Here is an 18,545-nt window from a genome sequence, read left to right as displayed (position 1 = left end):
AATCGGCAGAGCGCCGCATCACCGCGCGCATCGAGGCGGACGGCATCGCGATGGTCCAGCTGCTCGGACCCCAGGACCGGCTCCTGCGCGTGCTGGAGAAGGAGCACCCGGAGGTGGAGGTGCTCGTGCGCGGGAACGAGATCACGCTCACCGGCGCTTCGGAGGCCGTGGCAGCGGCCCGCGCCCTCGTGGAGGAGCTGATCGCGATGACGAGGTCCGGGCACGATCTCGGTCCCGCCGACGTGACGCAGTCCGCCCGCATCCTGGGCCGCGGCGACGGTCCGCGCCCGAGCGAGGTGCTCGGCGAGGCCATCCTGTCCTCTCGAGGACGCGTGATCCGCCCGAAGACGCTCGGACAGAAGGAGTACGTCGACGCGATCGAGGAGAACACGATCGTCTTCGGCATCGGACCCGCCGGCACGGGGAAGACCTACCTCGCGATGGCGAAGGCCGTGCAGGCGCTGCAGCGCAAGGAGGTCGAGCGGATCATCCTCACGCGCCCCGCGGTGGAGGCGGGGGAGCGGCTCGGGTTCCTCCCGGGTACGCTCACCGACAAGATCGATCCGTACCTGCGCCCGCTCTACGACGCGCTCAACGAGATGATGGACCCCGAGATCGTGCCGCGGCTGATGGCCACGGGGACGATCGAGGTGGCTCCGCTCGCGTACATGCGCGGCCGCACGCTCAACGACTCCTTCGTCGTGCTCGACGAGGCGCAGAACACCACGCCGGAGCAGATGAAGATGTTCCTGACCCGGCTGGGCTTCGGCACGAAGATGGTGGTCACCGGCGACATCACGCAGGTCGACCTGCCGCAGGGCGCCTCCGGTCTGCGGCTCGTCACGCGCGTCCTCAAGGACATCGACGACATCCACTTCTCCCGGCTCACCAGCGACGACGTCGTCCGGCACACGCTCGTGGGCCGCATCGTGGACGCGTACAGCGAGTACGACGAGCAGCGCCTGGCGGCGCGGACCGAGCGTGAGCAGGCCGCGGAGTTCGCCAATCGCGCGGAGCGGCGATCCTCCCTGCGGGCGCACGGGACACAGGGCGGGCCGCGGGACCGCATGCCGAAACGAGGACGCTCATGATCGAGATCAACAACGAGTCCGCCATCGACGTCGACGAGACGGTGCTGCTGCGGCTGACGGAGCACAACCTCGCCCAGCTCAACGTGAGCCCGGACGCCGACGTCGCGATCGTGCTCGTGGACGAGGGCGCCATGGAGGCCCTCCACGTGCAGTGGATGGACGAGCCCGGTCCCACCGATGTGCTGAGCTTCCCGATGGACGAGCTGCGGCCGGGCACCGTGGACCGCCCGACGCCCCCGGGGCTGCTCGGCGACATCGTGCTGTGTCCCCAGGTCGCGGAGGGACAGGCCGTCACCGCCGGCCACAGTCTCATGGACGAGCTGATCCTGCTGACCACGCACGGTCTCCTGCACCTTCTCGGTTTCGACCATGCCGAGCCGGATGAGGAGCGGGAGATGTTCGGGCTCCAGAAGGAGCTGATCGTCGGCTTCGCGGCCGCCGAACGTCGCCGCCGATGACCGTCACCGCGCTCCTCCTCCTCGCCGGCGCCGTGCTGCTCGTGGGCTTCGGCGGGCTGATGGCGGCCATCGACGCCGCGTTCTCCGTGACCTCTCGCTCGGACCTGGTCGAGATGAGCGGCGAAGGGCGAAACGCCGTGGCCCTCCAGCGCATCGCGCAGGATCCGGATCCGCACGCGAACGCCGTCGCCTTCATCCGCGTGCTGTCCGAGACCACCGCCGCGGTCCTCGTGACCGTCGCGTTCGTGCTGCTGCTGGACGAGATCTGGTGGGCCATGCTGGCAGCCGCGGTGCTGATGACCGGCATCACCTTCGTGCTCGTGGGCGCCAGCCCGCGCTCCTTCGGGCGGCGGCACGCCGACACCATGCTGCGCGGGTGCGCGCCGGTGATCCGCGGCCTGCGGATCATCATGGGGCCGCTCGCGCAGGGGCTGGCCGTGCTCGGTGCGCGCGTGACCCCCGGCGGAGGGCGGACGAGCTTCGCCTCCGAGGAGCAGCTGCTGAGCATGGTCGACGAGGCCGCGTCCCATGACCTCATCGAGGCCGACGACCGCGCGCTCATCCACTCCGTGTTCGACTTCACCGATCAGTTCGTGCGGGCGGTGATGGTGCCGCGCACCGACATGGTCACCGTGGATGCGGATGCCACGCCGACGGAGGCGATGTCGCTGTTCCTGGACCGCGGCGTCTCCCGGGTGCCGGTCGTCGACGATGATGCCGACGACGTCGTCGGCGTGCTGTACCTGAAGGATCTCGTCCAGTTCGCCTTCCGCGACGAGACCGGGTGGCGCAACGCCACGATGCGCGAGATCGCCCGCCCGCCGGCCTTCGTGCCGGAGTCCATGCGCGCGGAGACGCTGCTGCAGCAGATGAAGCGGGATGCCGTGCACGTGTGCCTGGTGGTCGACGAGCACGGCGGCATCTCCGGGCTCATCACGCTGGAGGATCTCATCGAGGAGCTCGTCGGGGAGATCGCCGACGAGTACGACCAGCCGATCGCGGAGGTCGTGGCCGTCGCGCCCGGACGATACCGGGTGAGCGCGCGCACGAGCCTGGAGGATGTGGGCGACCTGTTCGGCGTGGAGCTCGAGGACGACGACGTCGATTCCATCGCGGGTCTCCTCGCCAAGGAGCTGGGCCGGATCCCGCAACCCGGCTCGACCGCGAACGTTCGGGGGCTGGTCCTCACCGGGGGGACGTCCCGAGGACGGGGCCGCGGGCTCGCGACGGTGTTCGTCGAGCGCGCGGAGGAGCCCCCGGGCGAAGAGGCGCAGCAGCAGGAGGAGGACCAGCATGGACATTGAGCACGACGCGGGGGCTGAGCCGGCCGGTCTCGAGCAGGCCCGCCCGGAGGGAGCCGGCCTGGAATCGCCGCACCGCAGCGGGTTCGTCACGTTCGTCGGCAGGCCCAACGTCGGCAAGTCCACGCTCACCAACGCCTTGGTGGGCGAGAAGATCGCGATCACCAGCGAGAAGCCGCAGACCACGCGCCGTGCGATCCGAGGGGTCGTGACGCGCCCGGACGGCCAGCTCGTCATCGTGGACACCCCGGGGATCCATCGCCCGCGCACCCTGCTCGGGGAGCGGCTGAACGATCTCGTCGAGCAGGTCCTGGGAGACGTGGACGTCATCGGCTTCTGTGTGCCCGCGGACCAGAAGGTCGGGCCCGGGGACCGCCGCATCGCGGCATCGCTCGACGGCTACCCGCGCGCGAAGAAGGTCGCGATCGTCACCAAGGCGGATGCCGCCGCGAGGGACGAGATCACCGAGCGGCTCATGGAGGTCGATTCCCTCCGCGAGGACTGGGCGGCGGTGATCCCGCTCTCCGCGCTCACCCGTCTGCAGCTGGACGTGCTGGCCGACGAGCTTCTCGCCCTCATGCCGGAGGGGCCCGCGCTGTACGCGGAGGACACGGTGACCGACGAGTCCGACGAGGACCGCATGGCCGAGATCATCCGGGAGGCGGCCCTGGAGGGCGTGCGGGATGAGCTGCCGCACTCGATCGCCGTCACGATCGACGACGTCGCCCCGCGCGAGGACTCGGACATCCTCGACGTGCACGCCAGCATCGTCGTGGAACGGGACAGCCAGAAGGGGATCATCATCGGGCACAAGGGCGCGCGTCTGCGGGACGTCGGCTCGCGCGCGCGGGTCGGGATCGAGGAGATGCTCGGGACGCGGGTGTTCCTGGGGCTGCACGTGCGTGTGGCCAAGGAGTGGCAGCGCGATCCGAAGCAGCTCGGCCGGCTCGGGTTCTGACATGGCGGGCACGGCGCGACAGTGGGTCGCCCCGTCCTGGGGAGCTCCGGAGACCTGGCGATTCATCGAGACCCCGGTGCGCGACCCCGGACCCGGCGAGGTGACCATCCGGGTCCGCGCCGCGGGGGTCAACCCCGCGGACGCGAAGCACGTCGCGGCACCGCGCTCCACCGGTCCCGCTGTCGAGTGGCCGGTGCCGATCGGCTACGAGGTCTCGGGAGAGATCGTCGCCCTCGGTCCGGGGACGGCCGGAGAGCCCGTCACCCGGATCGGCTCCGGCCCGGCGGCGCAGGGGGACGAGGTCATCGCCTTCCGGGTCCGGGGCGGCTACGCCTCGGCGCTCACGATCCCGGCCGAGAAGGCCTTCCGGAAGCCGGCGGGGATGGACCATCCCGCGGCGGCGAACCTGCTGCTGGCGGGGACGACGGCGGCCGAGATGCTGGCGGTGACGGAGGTCTCGGCCGGCGACCTCGTGCTCCTGCACGGCGCGTCCGGCTCGGTCGGGATGAGCGCGCTGCAGCAGGCCCGGCGGATCGGCGCCGTCGTCATCGGGACCTCGAGCGCTGCGGGAGCGGACCGGGTGCGCCGGTTCGGCGGGCATCCCGTCGTCTACGGGCCGGGCCTGATCGACCGGGTGCGGACGATCGCCGCCGAGATCGGACGCCCCCTGTCCGCCGCGTGGGATGCCGTCGGCACGGACGAGGCCGTGGAGGCGTCGCTCGCGCTCGTGCAGGATCGGGCGCGGATCGTCACCATCGCCGCCGCGGATCGCGCGTCGGCGGAGGGGTTCCGGTGGATCGCCGGATCCCGGCCGGACAGCGCCCGGTTCCGCGACGACGCGCGGGGGCGCCTCGTGGAGCTCGCCGAACGCGGCGAGCTGGAGGTGCCGGTGTCGCGCACCTTCCCCCTGGCCGAGGCGCCGGCGGCGCTGCGCCTGCTCGCCCAGGGGCACCCGGGCGGTGCCTTCGCCCTGACCCCCTAGCTCCGCCCTCGGGCGGTCAGCGTCCGCCGGAGAAGCCGCCGCCTCCTCCGCCGCCGGAGAAGCCTCCGCCGAACGATCCGCTGGAGGAGGACGAGGAGGACGCGACCGGCGTGGCGTGGAGCGAGGATCCCATGCGCGACAGCGAGGACCCCAGCGACCCGATGGCGTACCCCGTGTACCAGGACGGGGCGGCGTCCTCGCTCTCGTAGTGCACGGCCAGCACGCGGCCCCACTCCTTCTCCATCCCGAAGAGCATGGCGTACGGGAGCAGGCGCTCGTACAGCACGATCACGTCCGCCTGGCCGTCCCGGCGCCGCTCGGCACCCGTGTAGGACTGGAGCATCCGGATCCGATCCGCCTCGGCGAGGCGGATGTACTCGCGTGCGCCCTGGAGGTGCTCCCAGGCCTCCGCTCCCGCCGGGGTCAGCAGGCTCATGCGCTGCGACATCACCACGGCCATGACGATCAGCACCGCCGTGAGAAGGATCGAGATCACGAAGGCGGCGATGGCGGCGTCGCGCTGGACGACGAGGCCCGGGACGCTCAGCCCGATCGCTACCAGCCCGGCGAGGACGCCCGCGATGCCGATGACGACGGCCGTGCGCGAGCGCGCCCGACGGATCAGGCCGCGTCGCTCGGCGGCGTCGCGGCCCGCCTTCGGCAGCCGGGAGAGGCGTCCGGCCACGGCGTTGTCGGGCTCGGCGAGGTCGAGGCGCGTCCCGGCGACGCGAGCGGGGAACAGCGCGGCGAGGGCCGCACCGTCCAGCGGGTCAGGGATGCGCGCGGGATCCTGGAGCGTGAGCGTCGGCTTCTTCCCGCCCTCTTCGATCCGGAGGGCGCCGTGCACGCCGAGATGCACGATCTCGGCGGCGGTCGCCCGCGAGGCGGCACCGAGGAGCTCGCCGGCCAGCAGCGGCGGAAGGGCCGCCGGCACCTCGTACTGCGCGACGACGACACCGCGTCCCTGCGCGCGGTGGCGACGGCGGACCGCGCCGCGCGCGACGGCCCCCAGGACCGGAACCAGGAGCGCTCCACCGCCGGCGACCGCGTACGGCACGACGTCGGTCACCGCGTCCGGCCTGCTCGCCGGCGACGGCTCCACCGTCCCGGGCTCCATCGCGAACGCGACCGTGATCCCGGCACCCGCGGGCAGATCCCGGGCACCGACGCGGAAGCCGCCCGCTCCGTCCGGGGCGATCTCGCAAGTGTCCCGCGAGCCGTAGCCGCCCCGATAGCACGAACGATCGCCGGTCAGGCGGCCCGCCAGCGCGTCCGAGAACTGGATCGTGGCCTGGAACGCGTCGACCGGCTGCGTGCTGTCGAGCGGGAGCAGATCCCAGTAGAACTCGTCGACGTCCGCGTCGTCCGGCCGGTGCACCACATCGCGCATCGTGTACTCGATGACGTACGTCGTCGAGCCGTGCTGGAAGGAGTCGTCCCCGATCGCGATGAAGAGGACGTCGTCCTCCGAGTCGGTCTCATACGGCACCGACGCGCCGTCGGCGTCCCGCACGGAGACGACGGTGGGGAAGATCGGCACGCCGCGGTACTTCTCCGGCAGGCCCCGGACGATGCCGCGGTTCTGGTCGGTTTCGGGGAACTCGGCGACCACCGTCTCCGTCACCCGCAGCGAGGCGCGACCCGCGTCGTCGATGCCGAGCTCGTAGCGCGCGTCCCACGACGAATAGCGGAAGTCGTTCACATCCGCCGTCGCCGCCGACGGCACGGCGACCGCGACCGCGGCGAGCACCAGGGCGGCGACGGCCAGGACGATGGTTCGGAGTCGTTTCGCCATGTCGGCCAGGCTAACCCGGTCGGGCGGCGCGTCCGGGTCAGTGCCGGGCGTGCTCGGCGATGTACGTCCGCAGCGCCTGCTCGTCGTTCGGCATCTCGGTCACCCGCTGCGGGGCGTCGAGCATGGCGCGCAGCTCGGGGGAGTAGTCCAGGTCGATCCCCAGGGCCTCGTGGATCGTGTCGGCGAACTTCTCCGGCTTCGCCGTCTCCAGCACCAGCATCGGCACCCCGTCCTCGACGAAGCGGCGTGCGACGGCCACCCCGTCGGCGGTGTGCGGGTCGATGACCTCGCCCGAGGCGGCGTGGACCGCTCGGATGGTGGCGACACGGTCCTCGTGCGTGCTCGTCCCGCTGGCGAAGCCGAACTCGCCGTCGAGGCGCGACAGCTCTGCGGAGAGGTCGATCGCACCGGTCTCGGCGAGCTCGGCCCACGCGGCGCGCACCCGGGAGGGGTCGCGGTCCAACAGGTCGTAGACGAAGCGCTCGAAGTTGGAGGCCTTGGAGATGTCCATCGACGGGCTGGACGTCGCGAGGGTCTCTGCGGCCGACCGCGGACGATACACACCGGTGCGGAAGAACTCGTCCAGGACGTTGTTCTCGTTCGCCGCGAGGACGAGCCGCCGGATCGGCACGCCCATCCCCTTCGCGTAGTACCCGGAGAGGATGTTGCCGAAGTTGCCGGAGGGAACCGTGACGGAGACCGCGCTGTCGGCACGGTGCGGCGCGGGCACGGCGTCGGTGGCACGCAGCCAGGCCCAGAAGTAATAGACCACCTGCGCCGTGATGCGCGCCAGATTGATCGAGTTCACCGCGCCCAGATGCTGCGCCTGCTTGAACGCCAGATCGCCGGAGAGGCGCTTGACGAGGTCCTGGCAGTCGTCGAAGACCCCCTCGACCGCGATGTTGTGGACGTTGTCGTCCTGGAGCGAGTACATCTGGGCGCGCTGGAACGGACTCATCCGGCCCTGCGGGGAGAGCATGAAGACGCCGATCCTGTCCTTGCCGCGCAGCGCGTGCTCGGCGGCGGAGCCCGTGTCGCCCGACGTCGCGCCGAGGATGTTCAGCACGCCGTCGGTGCGCTCCAGCGCGTACTCCAGCGCGTGTCCGAGGAACTGCATCGCCATGTCCTTGAACGCCAGGGTCGGGCCCTCGGAGAGGCCGACCAGCGTGATCCCGCCGTCGATCGCCCGCAGCGGCACGGGGGTCGGGAACACCTCGGGCGCATATGCGGCGCGGCACAGCGCCGCCAGGTCCTCGCGGGGGATGTCCGTCGCGAAGCGGCCCAGGACCTCGGTCGCCAGCTCGGCGTAGTCCAGCCCGCGCCAGGACTCGAGCTCCTCGGCGGACACCGTCGGCAGCGAAGCGGGCACCGACAGCCCGCCGTCCGAGGCCAGACCCTCCAGCAGCGTCTCGACGTACGTCCTCGGCTCCCCGCCGCCGCGGGTGGAGATGTAGTGCACGGATGCTCCTCGATCGTTCGGGGTGTCGGGCCGCGCGACGGGCGCGCCCTTCGATTCTCGCAGGAACCGCGCCCGCTCCGGGCCTCCATGACGCGGAGTGTGCGCCCGGCGGAACGTCGGTGCTAGCATGGCCGCATGCGCGCGGGCGTTCTGCTTCTCCTTATCCGCCGCGACGAGTCCTCGTTCTAAGGGCCCACCTCGTCGCGGTGTTCGCGTTGGCCCGACTCCCGCGAGACCCGAGAAGAGAACGCCCCTCATGAAGAACACGCAGCGCCCCTCGTCCATGCCGGTCCACAAGTACCGGCCCTTCCACGAGCAGATCCGGGTCGACCTCCCGGATCGCACCTGGCCGTCGAATCGCATCACGCAGGCTCCGCGCTGGTGCGCGGTCGACCTGCGGGACGGCAACCAGGCCCTCATCGACCCGATGTCGCCCGAGCGCAAGCGCGTGATGTTCGAACTCCTCGTGCAGATGGGCTACAAGGAGATCGAGGTCGGGTTCCCGTCGGCGAGCCAGACGGACTTCGACTTCGTCCGCCAGCTGATCGACGAGGGCCTGATCCCCGACGACGTCACCATCCAGGTGCTGACCCAGGCGCGCGAGCACCTGATCGAGCGGACCTACGAGGCGATCGCGGGAGCCAAGCAGGCCATCGTGCACCTCTACAACTCCACGAGCGTCCTCCAGCGGGAGGTCGTCTTCCGCTCCGACCGGCAGGGGATCATCGACATCGCCCTGAACGGGGCCCGGCTGTGCCGCGAGTACGAGAAGCGCATTCCCGAGACCGCGGTGTACTACGAGTACTCGCCGGAGAGCTACACCGGCACCGAGCTCGAGTTCGCGGCGGACATCTGCAACCAGGTGCTCGAGGTCTTCGAGCCCACGCCGGAGCGCAAGGTGATCATCAACCTCCCGGCGACCGTGGAGATGGCGACCCCGAACGTCTACGCCGACTCGATCGAATGGATGAGCCGTCATCTGAACCACCGCGAGAACGTCATCCTCTCGCTGCACCCGCACAACGACCGCGGCACCGCGGTCGCCGCCGCGGAGCTGGGCTACATGGCGGGCGCCGACCGCATCGAGGGCTGCCTGTTCGGCAACGGGGAGCGCACCGGGAACGTGGACCTCGTCGCGCTCGGGATCAACCTGTTCACGCAGGGGATCGATCCGCAGATCGACTTCAGCGACATCGACCAGGTCAAGCGGACCGTCGAGTACTGCAACCAGCTCCCGGTGCCCGAGCGCAGCCCGTGGGCGGGGGACCTGGTCTTCACCGCCTTCAGCGGATCGCACCAGGACGCGATCAAGAAGGGCTTCGAGGCGATGGCCGCCCGGGCCGACGCCGAGGGCGTCTCCGTCGACGAGATCGAGTGGGCGGTGCCGTACCTGCCGGTGGACCCGAAGGACCTCGGGCGCTCCTACGAGGCCGTGATCCGGGTGAACTCGCAGTCCGGCAAGGGCGGGGTCGCCTACCTCCTGAAGGCCGACCACGCGATCGACCTGCCCCGCAAGCTCCAGATCGAGTTCTCGGGCGTCGTCCAGGCGAAGACGGACGCGGAGGGCGGCGAGGTCACGAGCGAGCAGATCTGGTCGATCTTCTCCGACGAGTATCTGCCGGCGGCCTCGTCCGAGGACAAGTGGGGGCGGTTCGAGCTCCTCGCGACGCAGACCCGCAGCGACATGTCCGGCGAGGTGGTGCTCGACGTCGTGCTCCGCGACGACGAGCAGGAGCTCGCCGTGTCCGGCTCCGGCAACGGGCCCGTCGCGGCGTTCGTGGAGGTGCTGCGCGCGCAAGGCTTCGACATCACCGTCTACGACTACGTCGAGCACGCTCTCAGCTCCGGCGGCGACGCGCAGGCCGCCGCGTACGTGGAGCTGCAGGTGGGAGACCAGCGCCTGTGGGGCGTGGGGATCGACGGCGACATCTCGACCGCGTCGCTCAAGGCGATCGTGTCGGGCGTCAACCGGTCGATCCGGGCCCGTGCGGCGGAGCTCGCCGCGGTCTGACCCGATCCGTCCGATCCGGTCCCTCTGATCCGATCCTTCTCTCGCGAGACCCCCTCCGCCCGCCGAAACCCCTCCGGGGAAGCGCGCGTGCGGGGGGTCTCGGCGTGGAAAGGGGGTCTCGGCGCGTCGCTCGGATCAGTCCGCGGACGGCTTGATGATCGGGATGAGCCCGGTCTCCGCCGCCACCTTGCGGCGGTGCAGGCGTCGCTGCTCCGGGAGGGAGAGGTCGAAGACGACCGCCAGCACCCGGATGACGGCCGTGACGGCGATGCCGACGACGGCCGCGGGGACGATGCCCATCCCGAGCCCGTGGGCCACGACGATGAAGGCGCAGCCGGCGCCGGCCGCCACCGCGTACAGCGAGCCGACGTGCATGATGGCCACCGGAAGGCCCATCAGCACGTCGCGGAGCATGCCGCCGCCCGCCGCCGCGCACACCCCGATGAAGACCGCGGGCACCGGCGGGATCCCGAAGGCGATCGCCTTGCTCGTGCCGAAGGCTCCGAACATCCCGATGACGACCGCGTCCAGGCCGACGATCACCGCGTTGAGCCGCTGGAAGACGCCCGCCAGCAGCATCCCGACGAGCGCGGCACCGGCGGCGGTGAGCAGATACCAGTTGCTCTGCAGCGTCGCGGGCGGCTGGCCGATCAGGATGTCGCGGATGAGACCGCCGCCCATGCCGATCATGATGCCGATGATCGCCACTCCGAGCAGATCGAGCCGTCGCTGTCCCTGGAACCCCGAGGCGAACATCGCGCCCTGGACGCCGCCGAGGCCGACGCCCAGCAGGTCGGCCCAGAGGGGAATGGAGAAGAGCGGATCGGTCACCCCTCCATTGTCCCCGCCGCGAGGGATAATCGAACAATGCCGACCTACCGAGACGAAGCGGTGGTCCTGCGCACCCACAAGCTCGGTGAGGCGGACCGCATCGTCACGATGCTCTCGCGACGGCACGGCAAGCTCCGTGCGGTCGCGAAGGGGGTCCGGCGCACCTCCTCGAAGTTCGGCTCGCGCCTGGAGCCGTTCATGGTCGCGGACGTGCAGCTGTACGAAGGGCGTTCGCTCGACATCGTGCAGCAGGCCGAGTCACTCGGCTCCTACGGCGCCGACATCGCGCTGCACTACGAACGGTTCACGGCGGCGAACGCCATGGTCGAGACCGCCGACCGGCTCAACGACGCCGAGGCCACGCCGGAGCAGTACCTGCTGCTCGTGGGCGGCCTTCGGGCGCTGGCGCGCGGCGAGCACGCCGCGCGCAGCATCCTCGACTCCTATCTGCTCCGCGTCATGGCGCTGTCGGGATGGGCGCCCTCGTTCGGCGACTGCGCCCGGTGCTCGCGACCCGGCCCGCACACCACGTTCGTCGCGCAGATGGGCGGGCTCGTGTGCGAGGACTGCGCGCCGGCGGGCAGCGCCCGGATCGCGGCGTCGGCGCTCGATCTGCTGCGCTCCCTGATGGCCGGTGACTGGAGCCGCGTCGATGCGGCCGCCGCCGCCGACGCGTCCGCCGCGTCCGGTCTGATCGCCGCGTACGCGCAATGGCACCTCGAGCGCGGCATCCGCTCGCTCGCCCACGTGGAAGGAGCGCGGTGACCCCTCGCGCGCAGCAGCACCCCCGTTCCCCCAAGCCGTACACGCACCGTGATGCGGTGCCGTACCGCCCTCTGGACTGGACCGGCGAGCAGCCGCCGGCCTTCCCCGCCGTCCCGAACCACGTCGCGATCGTCATGGACGGCAACGGGCGGTGGGCGAATCGCCGCGGGCTCAGCCGCATCGAGGGGCACAAGGCCGGTGAGGAGGTCCTGCTCGACGTCGTCGCCGGTGCGATCCAGGCGGGCGTACGACACCTGTCGGTCTACGCGTTCTCCACCGAGAACTGGGCGCGCTCCCCGGAGGAGGTGCGTTTTCTCATGGGCTACAACCGGGACGTGCTGCACCGGCGCCGCGATCAGCTCAACGAGTGGGGCGTGCGGGTGCGGTGGGCCGGTCGCAAGCCGCGGCTGTGGGGGAGCGTCATCAAGGAGCTGCAGTTCGCCGAGGAGCTCACCCGCGGAAACGACGTGCTCACGCTGACCATGTGCGTCAACTACGGGGGTCGGGTGGAGCTCGTGGACGCGGTCCGCGCCATCGCCGACGAGGTCAAGGCCGGGCGGATGAAGCCCAGCGCCGTGACGGAGAAGGCGATCCGCCGCCACCTCTACGTGCCCGACATGCCCGACGTCGACCTGTTCCTGCGCAGCTCGGGCGAGCAGCGGACGTCCAACTTCCTGCTGTGGCAATCCGCCTACGCCGAGATGGTGTTCCTGGACACCCTGTGGCCGGACTTCTCGCGCCGCGAGCTGTGGCGGGCGATCGAGGTGTATCTGTCCCGCGATCGTCGCTTCGGCGGCGCGGTGGACGCCCCGGACACGGCGGACCCACCGGCCTGATCTCAGCGCGGACGGGCGGCGGAGAGAGCGCGCAGCCAGCGTCGCGCCTCTCGCGGATGCCGCAGGCGCACGATCGGCAGATCGGGGTGCGCACGCATGATCTCGGGCATCCGCTCGTCCCACTTGTGACGGGTGCGCCGCTGCCAGCGGAGGATGTCGTCCTCGCCCGTCCATGCGGCGCGGGTCCAGATCGCCGGCTCGGTGTTCCCGTTCCACAGTCGCGTGCGGAGGATGCGGCGGGCGAGGGTCCGGCGGATCAGCCGTGCCCGCACGATGCGCCACGGATAGTCGAGCCAGACGACAAGATCGGCTCGGGGCACGAGAACGGCGTCCGTGCCCTGGGACGTGTACTGCCACTCCGTCACCCAGCGCTCCTCGGCGGCGAACGCACGGACGTCGTCGAGGAAGGAGGGACGCGGCGTCCACCCGGCGCCGTGGAAGAGCGCGTCGATCTCGACGTGTCGCACTCCGGCCGCGGCGGCCACCCGCCGCGCGAACGTCGTCTTCCCGGCGCCGGTGATCCCGGCGACCAGAATACGCAGGGGGACGGGCGAGGCGTCCGGGGGCGAGGGCATCCGAGGATGCTACCAACGGAATACATCCTGATTCGATGCGGTTGCATGAAGATGTGAGCAACCCCATCTCGATCGACATCTGGTCCGACATCGCCTGCCCCTGGTGCTACATCGGCAAGCGCAACCTGGAGAAGGGCCTCGCGGCGCTCCGCGACGCGGAGGGGGACCAGAGCCCCGAGGTGGAGATCACGTTCCACTCGTTCGAGCTCTCGCCGGACACGCCGGTGGACTTCGACGGCGACGAGATCGACTTCCTCTCCGGTCACAAGGGGATGCCGCGCGAACAGGTCCAGCAGATGCTCGAGCGCGTGACCGGGGTCGCGCGTGAAGCGGGTCTGGAGTACTGCTTCGACCTGCTCCAGCACACGAACACGGTGAAGGCGCACGAGCTGCTCCACCACGCGAAGGCGCACGGCCGCCAGCACGAGATGGAGGAGCGGCTCATGGCGGCGTACTTCACCGAGGGGCGCCACGTCGGGCGGATCGACGATCTGGTCGACCTCGCCGCCGAGGTCGGGTTGGACGCCGACGAGACCCGCCTCGCTCTGGAGTCCGAGCGTCACCTCGCGGACGTGCGGCAGGATCAGGAGCAGGCGAGGGCCTACGGCATCCAGGGCGTGCCGTTCTTCGTCATCGACGGCAAGTACGGCGTCAGCGGGGCGCAGCCGCCTGCCGCGTTCGAGAACCTGCTCCGCGACCTGTGGGCTCAGCGTGCGGACGGAGCGACTGCGGACGGAGCGCGCGAGCCGGAGACGGCCTGACGCGCGGTCCCGACGCCGGATGACGCCGGCGTGGGCGCGGATCTCCGGGCTCACGCCTGCGCAGGATCCGCCCCGCCGGCCAGACGGCCTCCTGCGCGGGCGTGTCGTTGAAGGGGACGATCGTGAACGTCCCCTCAGGCTGGAACCGCACGACGGACGCCCGCGCGTTCGGCTTGCCCGTGGCGGGCCCCTCGCGGGGCCGAGAGGACGGGGTCAGCGCGTGAGCGCGGCCTCGATCGCCGACACGATTGCCGGGTCATCCGGTCGCTGCTTCGGCCGGAAGCGCTGGATCGAGCCGTCCGCGCCGACGAGGAACTTCTCGAAGTTCCACTCCACGCGACCGGCCTTGCCGTTCGCGTCGGGAGTCCGGGTGAGCGCCTTGTAGAGCTCGGCGGCGTTGCGGCCGTTCACCTTGACCTTGTCGTTGACGGGGAACGTGACGCCGTACGTCGTGGAGCAGAACTCCAGGATCTGGTCCATCGAGCCGGGCTCCTGGCCGAAGAACTGGTTGCAGGGGAAGCCGAGCACCGTGAAGCCGCGGTCGGCATATGTGCGCTGCAGCTCTTCGAGCTGCGCGTACTGAGGAGTGAGACCGCATTTCGACGCGACGTTCACGACCAGGACGACATCGGCGTCGAGATCCTGCAGGGTCGTCTGGGCGCCCGAGGCGTCGGTGAACGGGATGCTGCGGACATCGGCACTCGTCATGCTCCTCAGCCTACGCGCGCGGCGGTGTTCGAGGCCCGATCCTGCGCGGTTCCCCGGCGGCGGCCGCTCGCCGCCACCGGGGTCGCTCATCTGGGAGAATGGAGGGGCCATGACTCTTGCTCCCGCTCCCGCCCGCCCGCTGCAGATCGGTCCGATCCGGATCGAGGCGCCCGTCGTCCTCGCCCCGATGGCGGGGATCACGAACACGGCCTTCCGGCGCCTGTGCCGGGAGTACGGTGCGGGACTGTACGTCAGCGAGATGATCACCTCACGCGCGCTGGTCGAGCGCAACGCCATCACGATGCGTCTCATCCAGCATCACGAGAGCGAGACTCCTCGGTCGGTGCAGCTGTACGGCGTCGATCCTGCGACGATCGCCGAGGCCGTGACCATCCTCGTCGCCGAGGACCGCGCCGATCACATCGACCTGAACTTCGGATGCCCGGTGCCGAAGGTCACGCGCAAGGGCGGGGGAGCGGCGCTGCCGTGGAAGCGGTCGCTGTTCGCGGACATCGTGCAGCGGGCGGTCAAGGCCGCGGGCTCCGTGCCGCTGACGGTGAAGATGCGCAAGGGGATCGACCGCGACCACCTGACCTTCCTCGACGCGGGGCGCGCGGCGGAGGACGCCGGGGCGGCCGCGGTGGCGCTGCACGCGCGCACCGCCTCCGAGTACTACTCGGGCCACGCGGACTGGAGCGCCATCGGAGAGCTCAAGGAGGCGGTGACCTCGATCCCGGTCCTCGGCAACGGCGACATCTGGTCCGCCGACGACGCGGTCCGGATGATGGCCGAGACCGGTTGCGACGGCGTCGTCGTGGGCCGGGGCTGCCTCGGGCGGCCGTGGCTGTTCGGCGAGCTCGCGGCGGCTCTCGGTCCCGAGGGCTCCGCGGGTCCGCCGGTCGACGCGACCCTCCGTTTCGTGTCCGAGGCGTTCCGGAGGCACGCCGAGCTGCTCGTCGACTTCTTCGAGGACGAGGACCGCGGGTGCAAGGACATCCGCAAGCATGTCGCGTGGTACTTCAAGGGCTACCCGGTCGGCGGGGATCTGCGGGCCGCGCTCGCCCGGGTCTCCACGCTCGCGGAGATCGACGACCTTCTCGGCACGCTGGAGGACGCGCCCTATCCGGGCGCTGCCGCCGAGGGGCAGCGCGGCCGTGCGGGGTCGCCGAAGCGGACGGCTCTTCCGGACGGCTGGCTGGAGTCCCGCGAGATCGCTGCGGAGACCGGGGCGATGATGCGCGGAGCGGAGATCGAGAACAGTGGCGGCTGAGACGGTGAGCGGCGCAGTCCGTGCGGGCGCGGCCCGCGGCGACGGCTACGACGCCCACGACGCCGCCCGGTTCTTCGCCGAGACGCACCGCTCCGAACGCGACGACTTCGCGCGGGACCGCGCGCGGGTGCTGCACTCCGCAGCGCTTCGTCGGCTGGCTGCGAAGACGCAGGTGCTCAGTCCCGCCAGCACCGCCGACTTCGCTCGGAACCGGCTCACGCACTCGCTCGAGGTCGCGCAGGTGGGCCGAGAGCTGGCGATCGCGCTCGGCGTCTCGGCGGATGTGGTGGACACGGCCTGCCTGAGCCACGACCTCGGCCATCCGCCGTTCGGGCACAACGGCGAGCGCGCGCTGAACGAGTGGGCCGAGCCCATCGGCGGCTTCGAGGGGAACGCCCAGTCGCTCCGCATCCTGACCCGCCTCGAGGCGAAGGTGCTCGACGACGACGAGCACTCGGTCGGGCTCAACCTCACTCGGGCGAGCCTGGACGCCACGTGCAAATACCCCTGGACGGTGGACAACCCGCTCCCGGATCCGGGAGGGCGTCTCAAGTTCGGGGTGTACCCCGAGGACGAGGCGGTCTTCCGCTGGATGCGGGAGGGCGCCCCGGGGCGGTTGCGCTGCATCGAGGCCGAGATCATGGACCTCTCCGACGACATCGCCTACTCGGTCCACGACTTCGAGGACGCGATCGTCAACGGCTACCTGGATGTGGCCAAGCTCGCCGATCCCGCCGAGCACCACGCGCTCATCGGTCGCATCCAGCAGTGGGTGGGCTACGACTTCACCCGCGAGGACCTGGCCGACGCTCTGTACCGGCTGACCTGCCAGCCGATGTGGCTGAAGTCCTTCGACCGCTCGCGCCGGGACCTGGCGCGGCTGAAGAACCTCACCAGCGACCTCATCGGGCGCTTCGCCCGCGCGGCGGTCTCCGCGACCCGGGAGGCCTACGAGGGGCCGAGGCTGGCGCGGTACAGCGCGCACGTCGTGGTGCCTCCGGTGATCGAGGCCGAGATCGCCGTGCTGAAGGGGATCATGGGCCAGGCGATCGTCACGATCGACGCGCGCCGCGGCGTGTACAAGGAGCAGCGCCGCGTTCTCAAGCGGCTGGCCGATGCACTGTGGTCCACGGACACTCTCTGGCGTGCGGGCGCCGACGTGCTGGAGCCGGCGTTCGCCGCGGACTTCCTCGCGGCCGAGACGGATGCGGAGCGAGCGCGGGTGGTCGTGGACCAGATCGCGAGCCTGACGGACCAGACCGCGGTCGACTGGCACAACCGCCTGGTGGGGGACATCGATCCCGCCGAGGTCGGCATCTGGACGCCGCGGCATGCACGGCCGGCGGGCCGGGCGCACGCCGCACGCGGCGCGGACGCCGTCGAGGTGCACTGATGCCGCGCATCAGCCAGGCCGACATCGACGAGGTCAAGGCGCGCACCAACATCGCGGACATCGTGGGCGAACGGGTCTCGCTCAAGTCCGCGGGCGTGGGCTCCATGAAGGGCCTGTGCCCGTTCCACGACGAGAAGAGCCCCAGCTTCCACGTGCGGCCGCAGGTGGGCTTCTACCACTGCTTCGGCTGCGGCGCCTCCGGAGACGTCTACTCGTTCCTGCGGGAGATGGACCACGTCAGCTTCACCGAGGCGGTGGAGCGGCTGGCCGCGCGCATCGGCTACACCCTGCACTACGAGGACGGCGGCGCTGCGCCGGAGACGAGCGGGCGCAGCAGGCTGTACGCCGCGAACACCGCGGCCGCGGAGTTCTTCCGCGGCCAGCTGCTCAGCGCCGAGGCGGAGTCGGCCCGCCGCTTCCTCGGCGAGCGCGGGTTCGACGCGGGCGCCGCGGCGCACTTCGGCGTGGGATACGCCCCGCGCGGCTGGGACGGGCTGCTCAAGGCGTTGACCGCCCAGGGCTTCACCCGTGACGAGCTGAGCGCGGCCGGGTTGGTGTCGACCGGGCAGCGGGGCGTCTACGATCGATTCCGCGGCCGCGTCGTATGGCCGATCCGCGACGTCACCGGGCAGACCATCGGCTTCGGCGCCCGGCGTCTGTACGAGGACGACAAGGGCCCCAAGTACCTGAACACGCCGGAGACGCCGATCTACAAGAAGGCCCAGGTGCTCTACGGGCTCGATCTCGCCAAGCGCGACATCTCCCGTGGCGATCCGAGACGGGTCGTGGTCGTTGAGGGCTACACCGATGTCATGGCCTGCCACCTGGCCGGGGTGACCACCGCGATCGCCACCTGTGGCACGGCGTTCGGCGCGGAGCACATCAAGGTGCTGCGCCGGGTGATGGGCGACGACTCCGCGCACGGTGAGGTCGTCTTCACGTTCGACGGCGACGAGGCCGGACAGAAGGCGGCGCTGCGCGCCTTCGCCGAGGACAACCGCTTCACTGCGCAGACGTTCGTGGCGGTGGCGCCGGACGGCCTGGATCCCTGCGACCTGCGCCTGCAGCGCGGTGACGCGGCGGTGCGGTCCCTCCTCTCTGCGAAGGTGCCGATGTTCGAGTTCGTCATCGACCGGAGGCTCGCGTCCTACGACCTCGCGACCGTCGAGGGGCGTGTCGGGGCTCTCCGTGCCGCCGCGCCGATCGTGGCGGAGATCCGCGATCGGCTCCTTCGCCCGGAGTACGAGCGCGTTCTCGCGCGCCGCCTCGGGATGGACCCGGACGACGTCCACGCGGAGGTGCGCAGGCAGACCCCCCGGGCGGCGGAGGGGCGCGAGCAGGGGGCGCGCCC

17 protein-coding genes are annotated in these 18,545 nt (G+C 71.0%); 12 read left to right on the top strand and 5 right to left on the bottom strand.

The genetic code is table 11. The features are described from left to right. Positions 1-50 precede the first annotated feature (50 nt). The 5 genes from MR1_RS01250 to MR1_RS01230 are packed head-to-tail and all read left to right on the top strand — an operon-like array spanning position 51 to position 4,790. On the top strand, positions 51-1,091 hold the full coding sequence (locus tag MR1_RS01250) for a PhoH family protein (protein ID WP_255218062.1): 1,041 nt from the start codon (positions 51-53) through the stop codon (positions 1,089-1,091). After that, positions 1,088-1,549 carry an rRNA maturation RNase YbeY gene (gene ybeY, locus MR1_RS01245; protein ID WP_067242660.1) on the top strand — a complete coding sequence of 154 codons (462 nt, stop codon included), beginning with the start codon at positions 1,088-1,090 and terminating at the stop codon, positions 1,547-1,549. Before MR1_RS01250 ends, ybeY begins: the two co-directional genes overlap by 4 nt. Beyond that, positions 1,546-2,853 (top strand): hemolysin family protein, encoded by a 1,308-nt coding sequence (locus tag MR1_RS01240; protein ID WP_067242658.1) that lies wholly within the window; start codon positions 1,546-1,548, stop codon positions 2,851-2,853. Before ybeY ends, MR1_RS01240 begins: the two co-directional genes overlap by 4 nt. After that, positions 2,843-3,808 carry a GTPase Era gene (gene era / locus MR1_RS01235; RefSeq protein ID WP_084344268.1) on the top strand — a complete coding sequence of 322 codons (966 nt, stop codon included), beginning with the start codon at positions 2,843-2,845 and terminating at the stop codon, positions 3,806-3,808. Before MR1_RS01240 ends, era begins: the two co-directional genes overlap by 11 nt. Position 3,809: 1 nt before the next feature. Next, positions 3,810-4,790, top strand: coding sequence for an NADP-dependent oxidoreductase (locus MR1_RS01230; RefSeq protein ID WP_067242656.1), 981 nt, complete (start codon positions 3,810-3,812; stop codon positions 4,788-4,790). Positions 4,791-4,806: 16 nt separating this feature from the next. On the opposite strand, the gene MR1_RS01225 is transcribed toward MR1_RS01230, so the two are convergent. Together MR1_RS01225 and thrC are read right to left on the bottom strand one after the other, a co-directional pair. Next, positions 4,807-6,585: a DUF2207 domain-containing protein gene (locus MR1_RS01225; RefSeq protein WP_067242654.1), complete on the bottom strand. Its 1,779-nt coding sequence runs from the start codon at positions 6,583-6,585 to the stop codon at positions 4,807-4,809. Positions 6,586-6,622: 37 nt separating this feature from the next. Continuing rightward, positions 6,623-8,044, bottom strand: a complete 1,422-nt coding sequence (gene thrC, locus MR1_RS01220; RefSeq protein ID WP_067242653.1) for a threonine synthase — start codon at positions 8,042-8,044, stop codon at positions 6,623-6,625. Between the two features lie 256 nt (positions 8,045-8,300). Here thrC and leuA point away from each other — a divergent pair, with 256 nt between their 5' ends. Then, entirely contained in the window at positions 8,301-10,055 is a 1,755-nt protein-coding gene (gene leuA / locus MR1_RS01215) for a 2-isopropylmalate synthase (RefSeq protein ID WP_067242651.1), read from the top strand. A gap of 135 nt (positions 10,056-10,190) precedes the next feature. Here leuA and MR1_RS01210 read toward each other — a convergent pair whose 3' ends face one another. After that, positions 10,191-10,886: a trimeric intracellular cation channel family protein gene (locus tag MR1_RS01210; RefSeq protein ID WP_067242649.1), complete on the bottom strand. Its 696-nt coding sequence runs from the start codon at positions 10,884-10,886 to the stop codon at positions 10,191-10,193. A 36-nt stretch (positions 10,887-10,922) separates the two neighbouring features. Here MR1_RS01210 and recO point away from each other — a divergent pair, with 36 nt between their 5' ends. Continuing rightward, positions 10,923-11,651: a DNA repair protein RecO gene (gene recO / locus MR1_RS01205; RefSeq protein WP_067242647.1), complete on the top strand. Its 729-nt coding sequence runs from the start codon at positions 10,923-10,925 to the stop codon at positions 11,649-11,651. Then, positions 11,648-12,487: an isoprenyl transferase gene (locus MR1_RS01200; protein ID WP_067242645.1), complete on the top strand. Its 840-nt coding sequence runs from the start codon at positions 11,648-11,650 to the stop codon at positions 12,485-12,487. The genes recO and MR1_RS01200 overlap by 4 nt, the downstream gene beginning before the upstream one ends. 2 nt (positions 12,488-12,489) lie before the next feature. Here MR1_RS01200 and MR1_RS01195 read toward each other — a convergent pair whose 3' ends face one another. Then, entirely contained in the window at positions 12,490-13,062 is a 573-nt protein-coding gene (locus MR1_RS01195) for a P-loop NTPase family protein (protein WP_067242643.1), read from the bottom strand. A 53-nt stretch (positions 13,063-13,115) separates the two neighbouring features. Here MR1_RS01195 and MR1_RS01190 point away from each other — a divergent pair, with 53 nt between their 5' ends. Continuing rightward, positions 13,116-13,823, top strand: coding sequence for a DsbA family oxidoreductase (locus tag MR1_RS01190; RefSeq protein WP_067242641.1), 708 nt, complete (start codon positions 13,116-13,118; stop codon positions 13,821-13,823). Positions 13,824-14,036: 213 nt separating this feature from the next. On the opposite strand, the gene MR1_RS01185 is transcribed toward MR1_RS01190, so the two are convergent. Then, entirely contained in the window at positions 14,037-14,531 is a 495-nt protein-coding gene (locus MR1_RS01185; RefSeq protein WP_067242639.1) for a glutathione peroxidase, read from the bottom strand. Between the two features lie 109 nt (positions 14,532-14,640). On the opposite strand from MR1_RS01185, the gene dusB reads away from it, so the two are divergent. The 3 genes from dusB to dnaG all read left to right on the top strand — a co-directional run. Next, positions 14,641-15,801, top strand: coding sequence for a tRNA dihydrouridine synthase DusB (gene dusB / locus MR1_RS01180; protein WP_067242637.1), 1,161 nt, complete (start codon positions 14,641-14,643; stop codon positions 15,799-15,801). Between the two features lie 4 nt (positions 15,802-15,805). Then, a complete protein-coding gene (locus MR1_RS01175) occupies positions 15,806-17,194 on the top strand; it encodes a deoxyguanosinetriphosphate triphosphohydrolase (RefSeq protein WP_231820700.1) in 1,389 nt (462 codons plus the stop codon). Beyond that, a partial coding sequence (gene dnaG, locus MR1_RS01170; protein ID WP_067242633.1) for a DNA primase occupies positions 17,194-18,545 on the top strand: 1,352 nt, incomplete at its 3' end. The genes MR1_RS01175 and dnaG, both read left to right, overlap by 1 nt.

It is taken from the genome of Microbacterium resistens NBRC 103078, assembly GCF_001552355.1.
GTDB lineage: Bacteria > Actinomycetota > Actinomycetes > Actinomycetales > Microbacteriaceae > Microbacterium > Microbacterium resistens.
Note: the sequence above shows the minus strand (reverse complement) of the source record. Positions and strands in the feature narration are given on the sequence as shown.

What these genes read in the sequence shown, in the direction of transcription:
- MR1_RS01185 (WP_067242639.1), bottom strand. Translation starts at nt 14,531, where the DNA reads ATGACGAGTGCCGATGTCCGCAGCATCCCGTTCACCGACGCCTCGGGC.
- ybeY (WP_067242660.1), top strand. Translation starts at nt 1,088, where the DNA reads ATGATCGAGATCAACAACGAGTCCGCCATCGACGTCGACGAGACGGTG.
- MR1_RS01225 (WP_067242654.1), bottom strand. Translation starts at nt 6,585, where the DNA reads ATGGCGAAACGACTCCGAACCATCGTCCTGGCCGTCGCCGCCCTGGTG.
- era (WP_084344268.1), top strand. Translation starts at nt 2,843, where the DNA reads ATGGACATTGAGCACGACGCGGGGGCTGAGCCGGCCGGTCTCGAGCAG.
- MR1_RS01230 (WP_067242656.1), top strand. Translation starts at nt 3,810, where the DNA reads ATGGCGGGCACGGCGCGACAGTGGGTCGCCCCGTCCTGGGGAGCTCCG.
- MR1_RS01195 (WP_067242643.1), bottom strand. Translation starts at nt 13,062, where the DNA reads ATGCCCTCGCCCCCGGACGCCTCGCCCGTCCCCCTGCGTATTCTGGTC.
- dusB (WP_067242637.1), top strand. Translation starts at nt 14,641, where the DNA reads ATGACTCTTGCTCCCGCTCCCGCCCGCCCGCTGCAGATCGGTCCGATC.
- recO (WP_067242647.1), top strand. Translation starts at nt 10,923, where the DNA reads ATGCCGACCTACCGAGACGAAGCGGTGGTCCTGCGCACCCACAAGCTC.
- MR1_RS01240 (WP_067242658.1), top strand. Translation starts at nt 1,546, where the DNA reads ATGACCGTCACCGCGCTCCTCCTCCTCGCCGGCGCCGTGCTGCTCGTG.
- leuA (WP_067242651.1), top strand. Translation starts at nt 8,301, where the DNA reads ATGAAGAACACGCAGCGCCCCTCGTCCATGCCGGTCCACAAGTACCGG.
- MR1_RS01250 (WP_255218062.1), top strand. Translation starts at nt 51, where the DNA reads ATGGTCCAGCTGCTCGGACCCCAGGACCGGCTCCTGCGCGTGCTGGAG.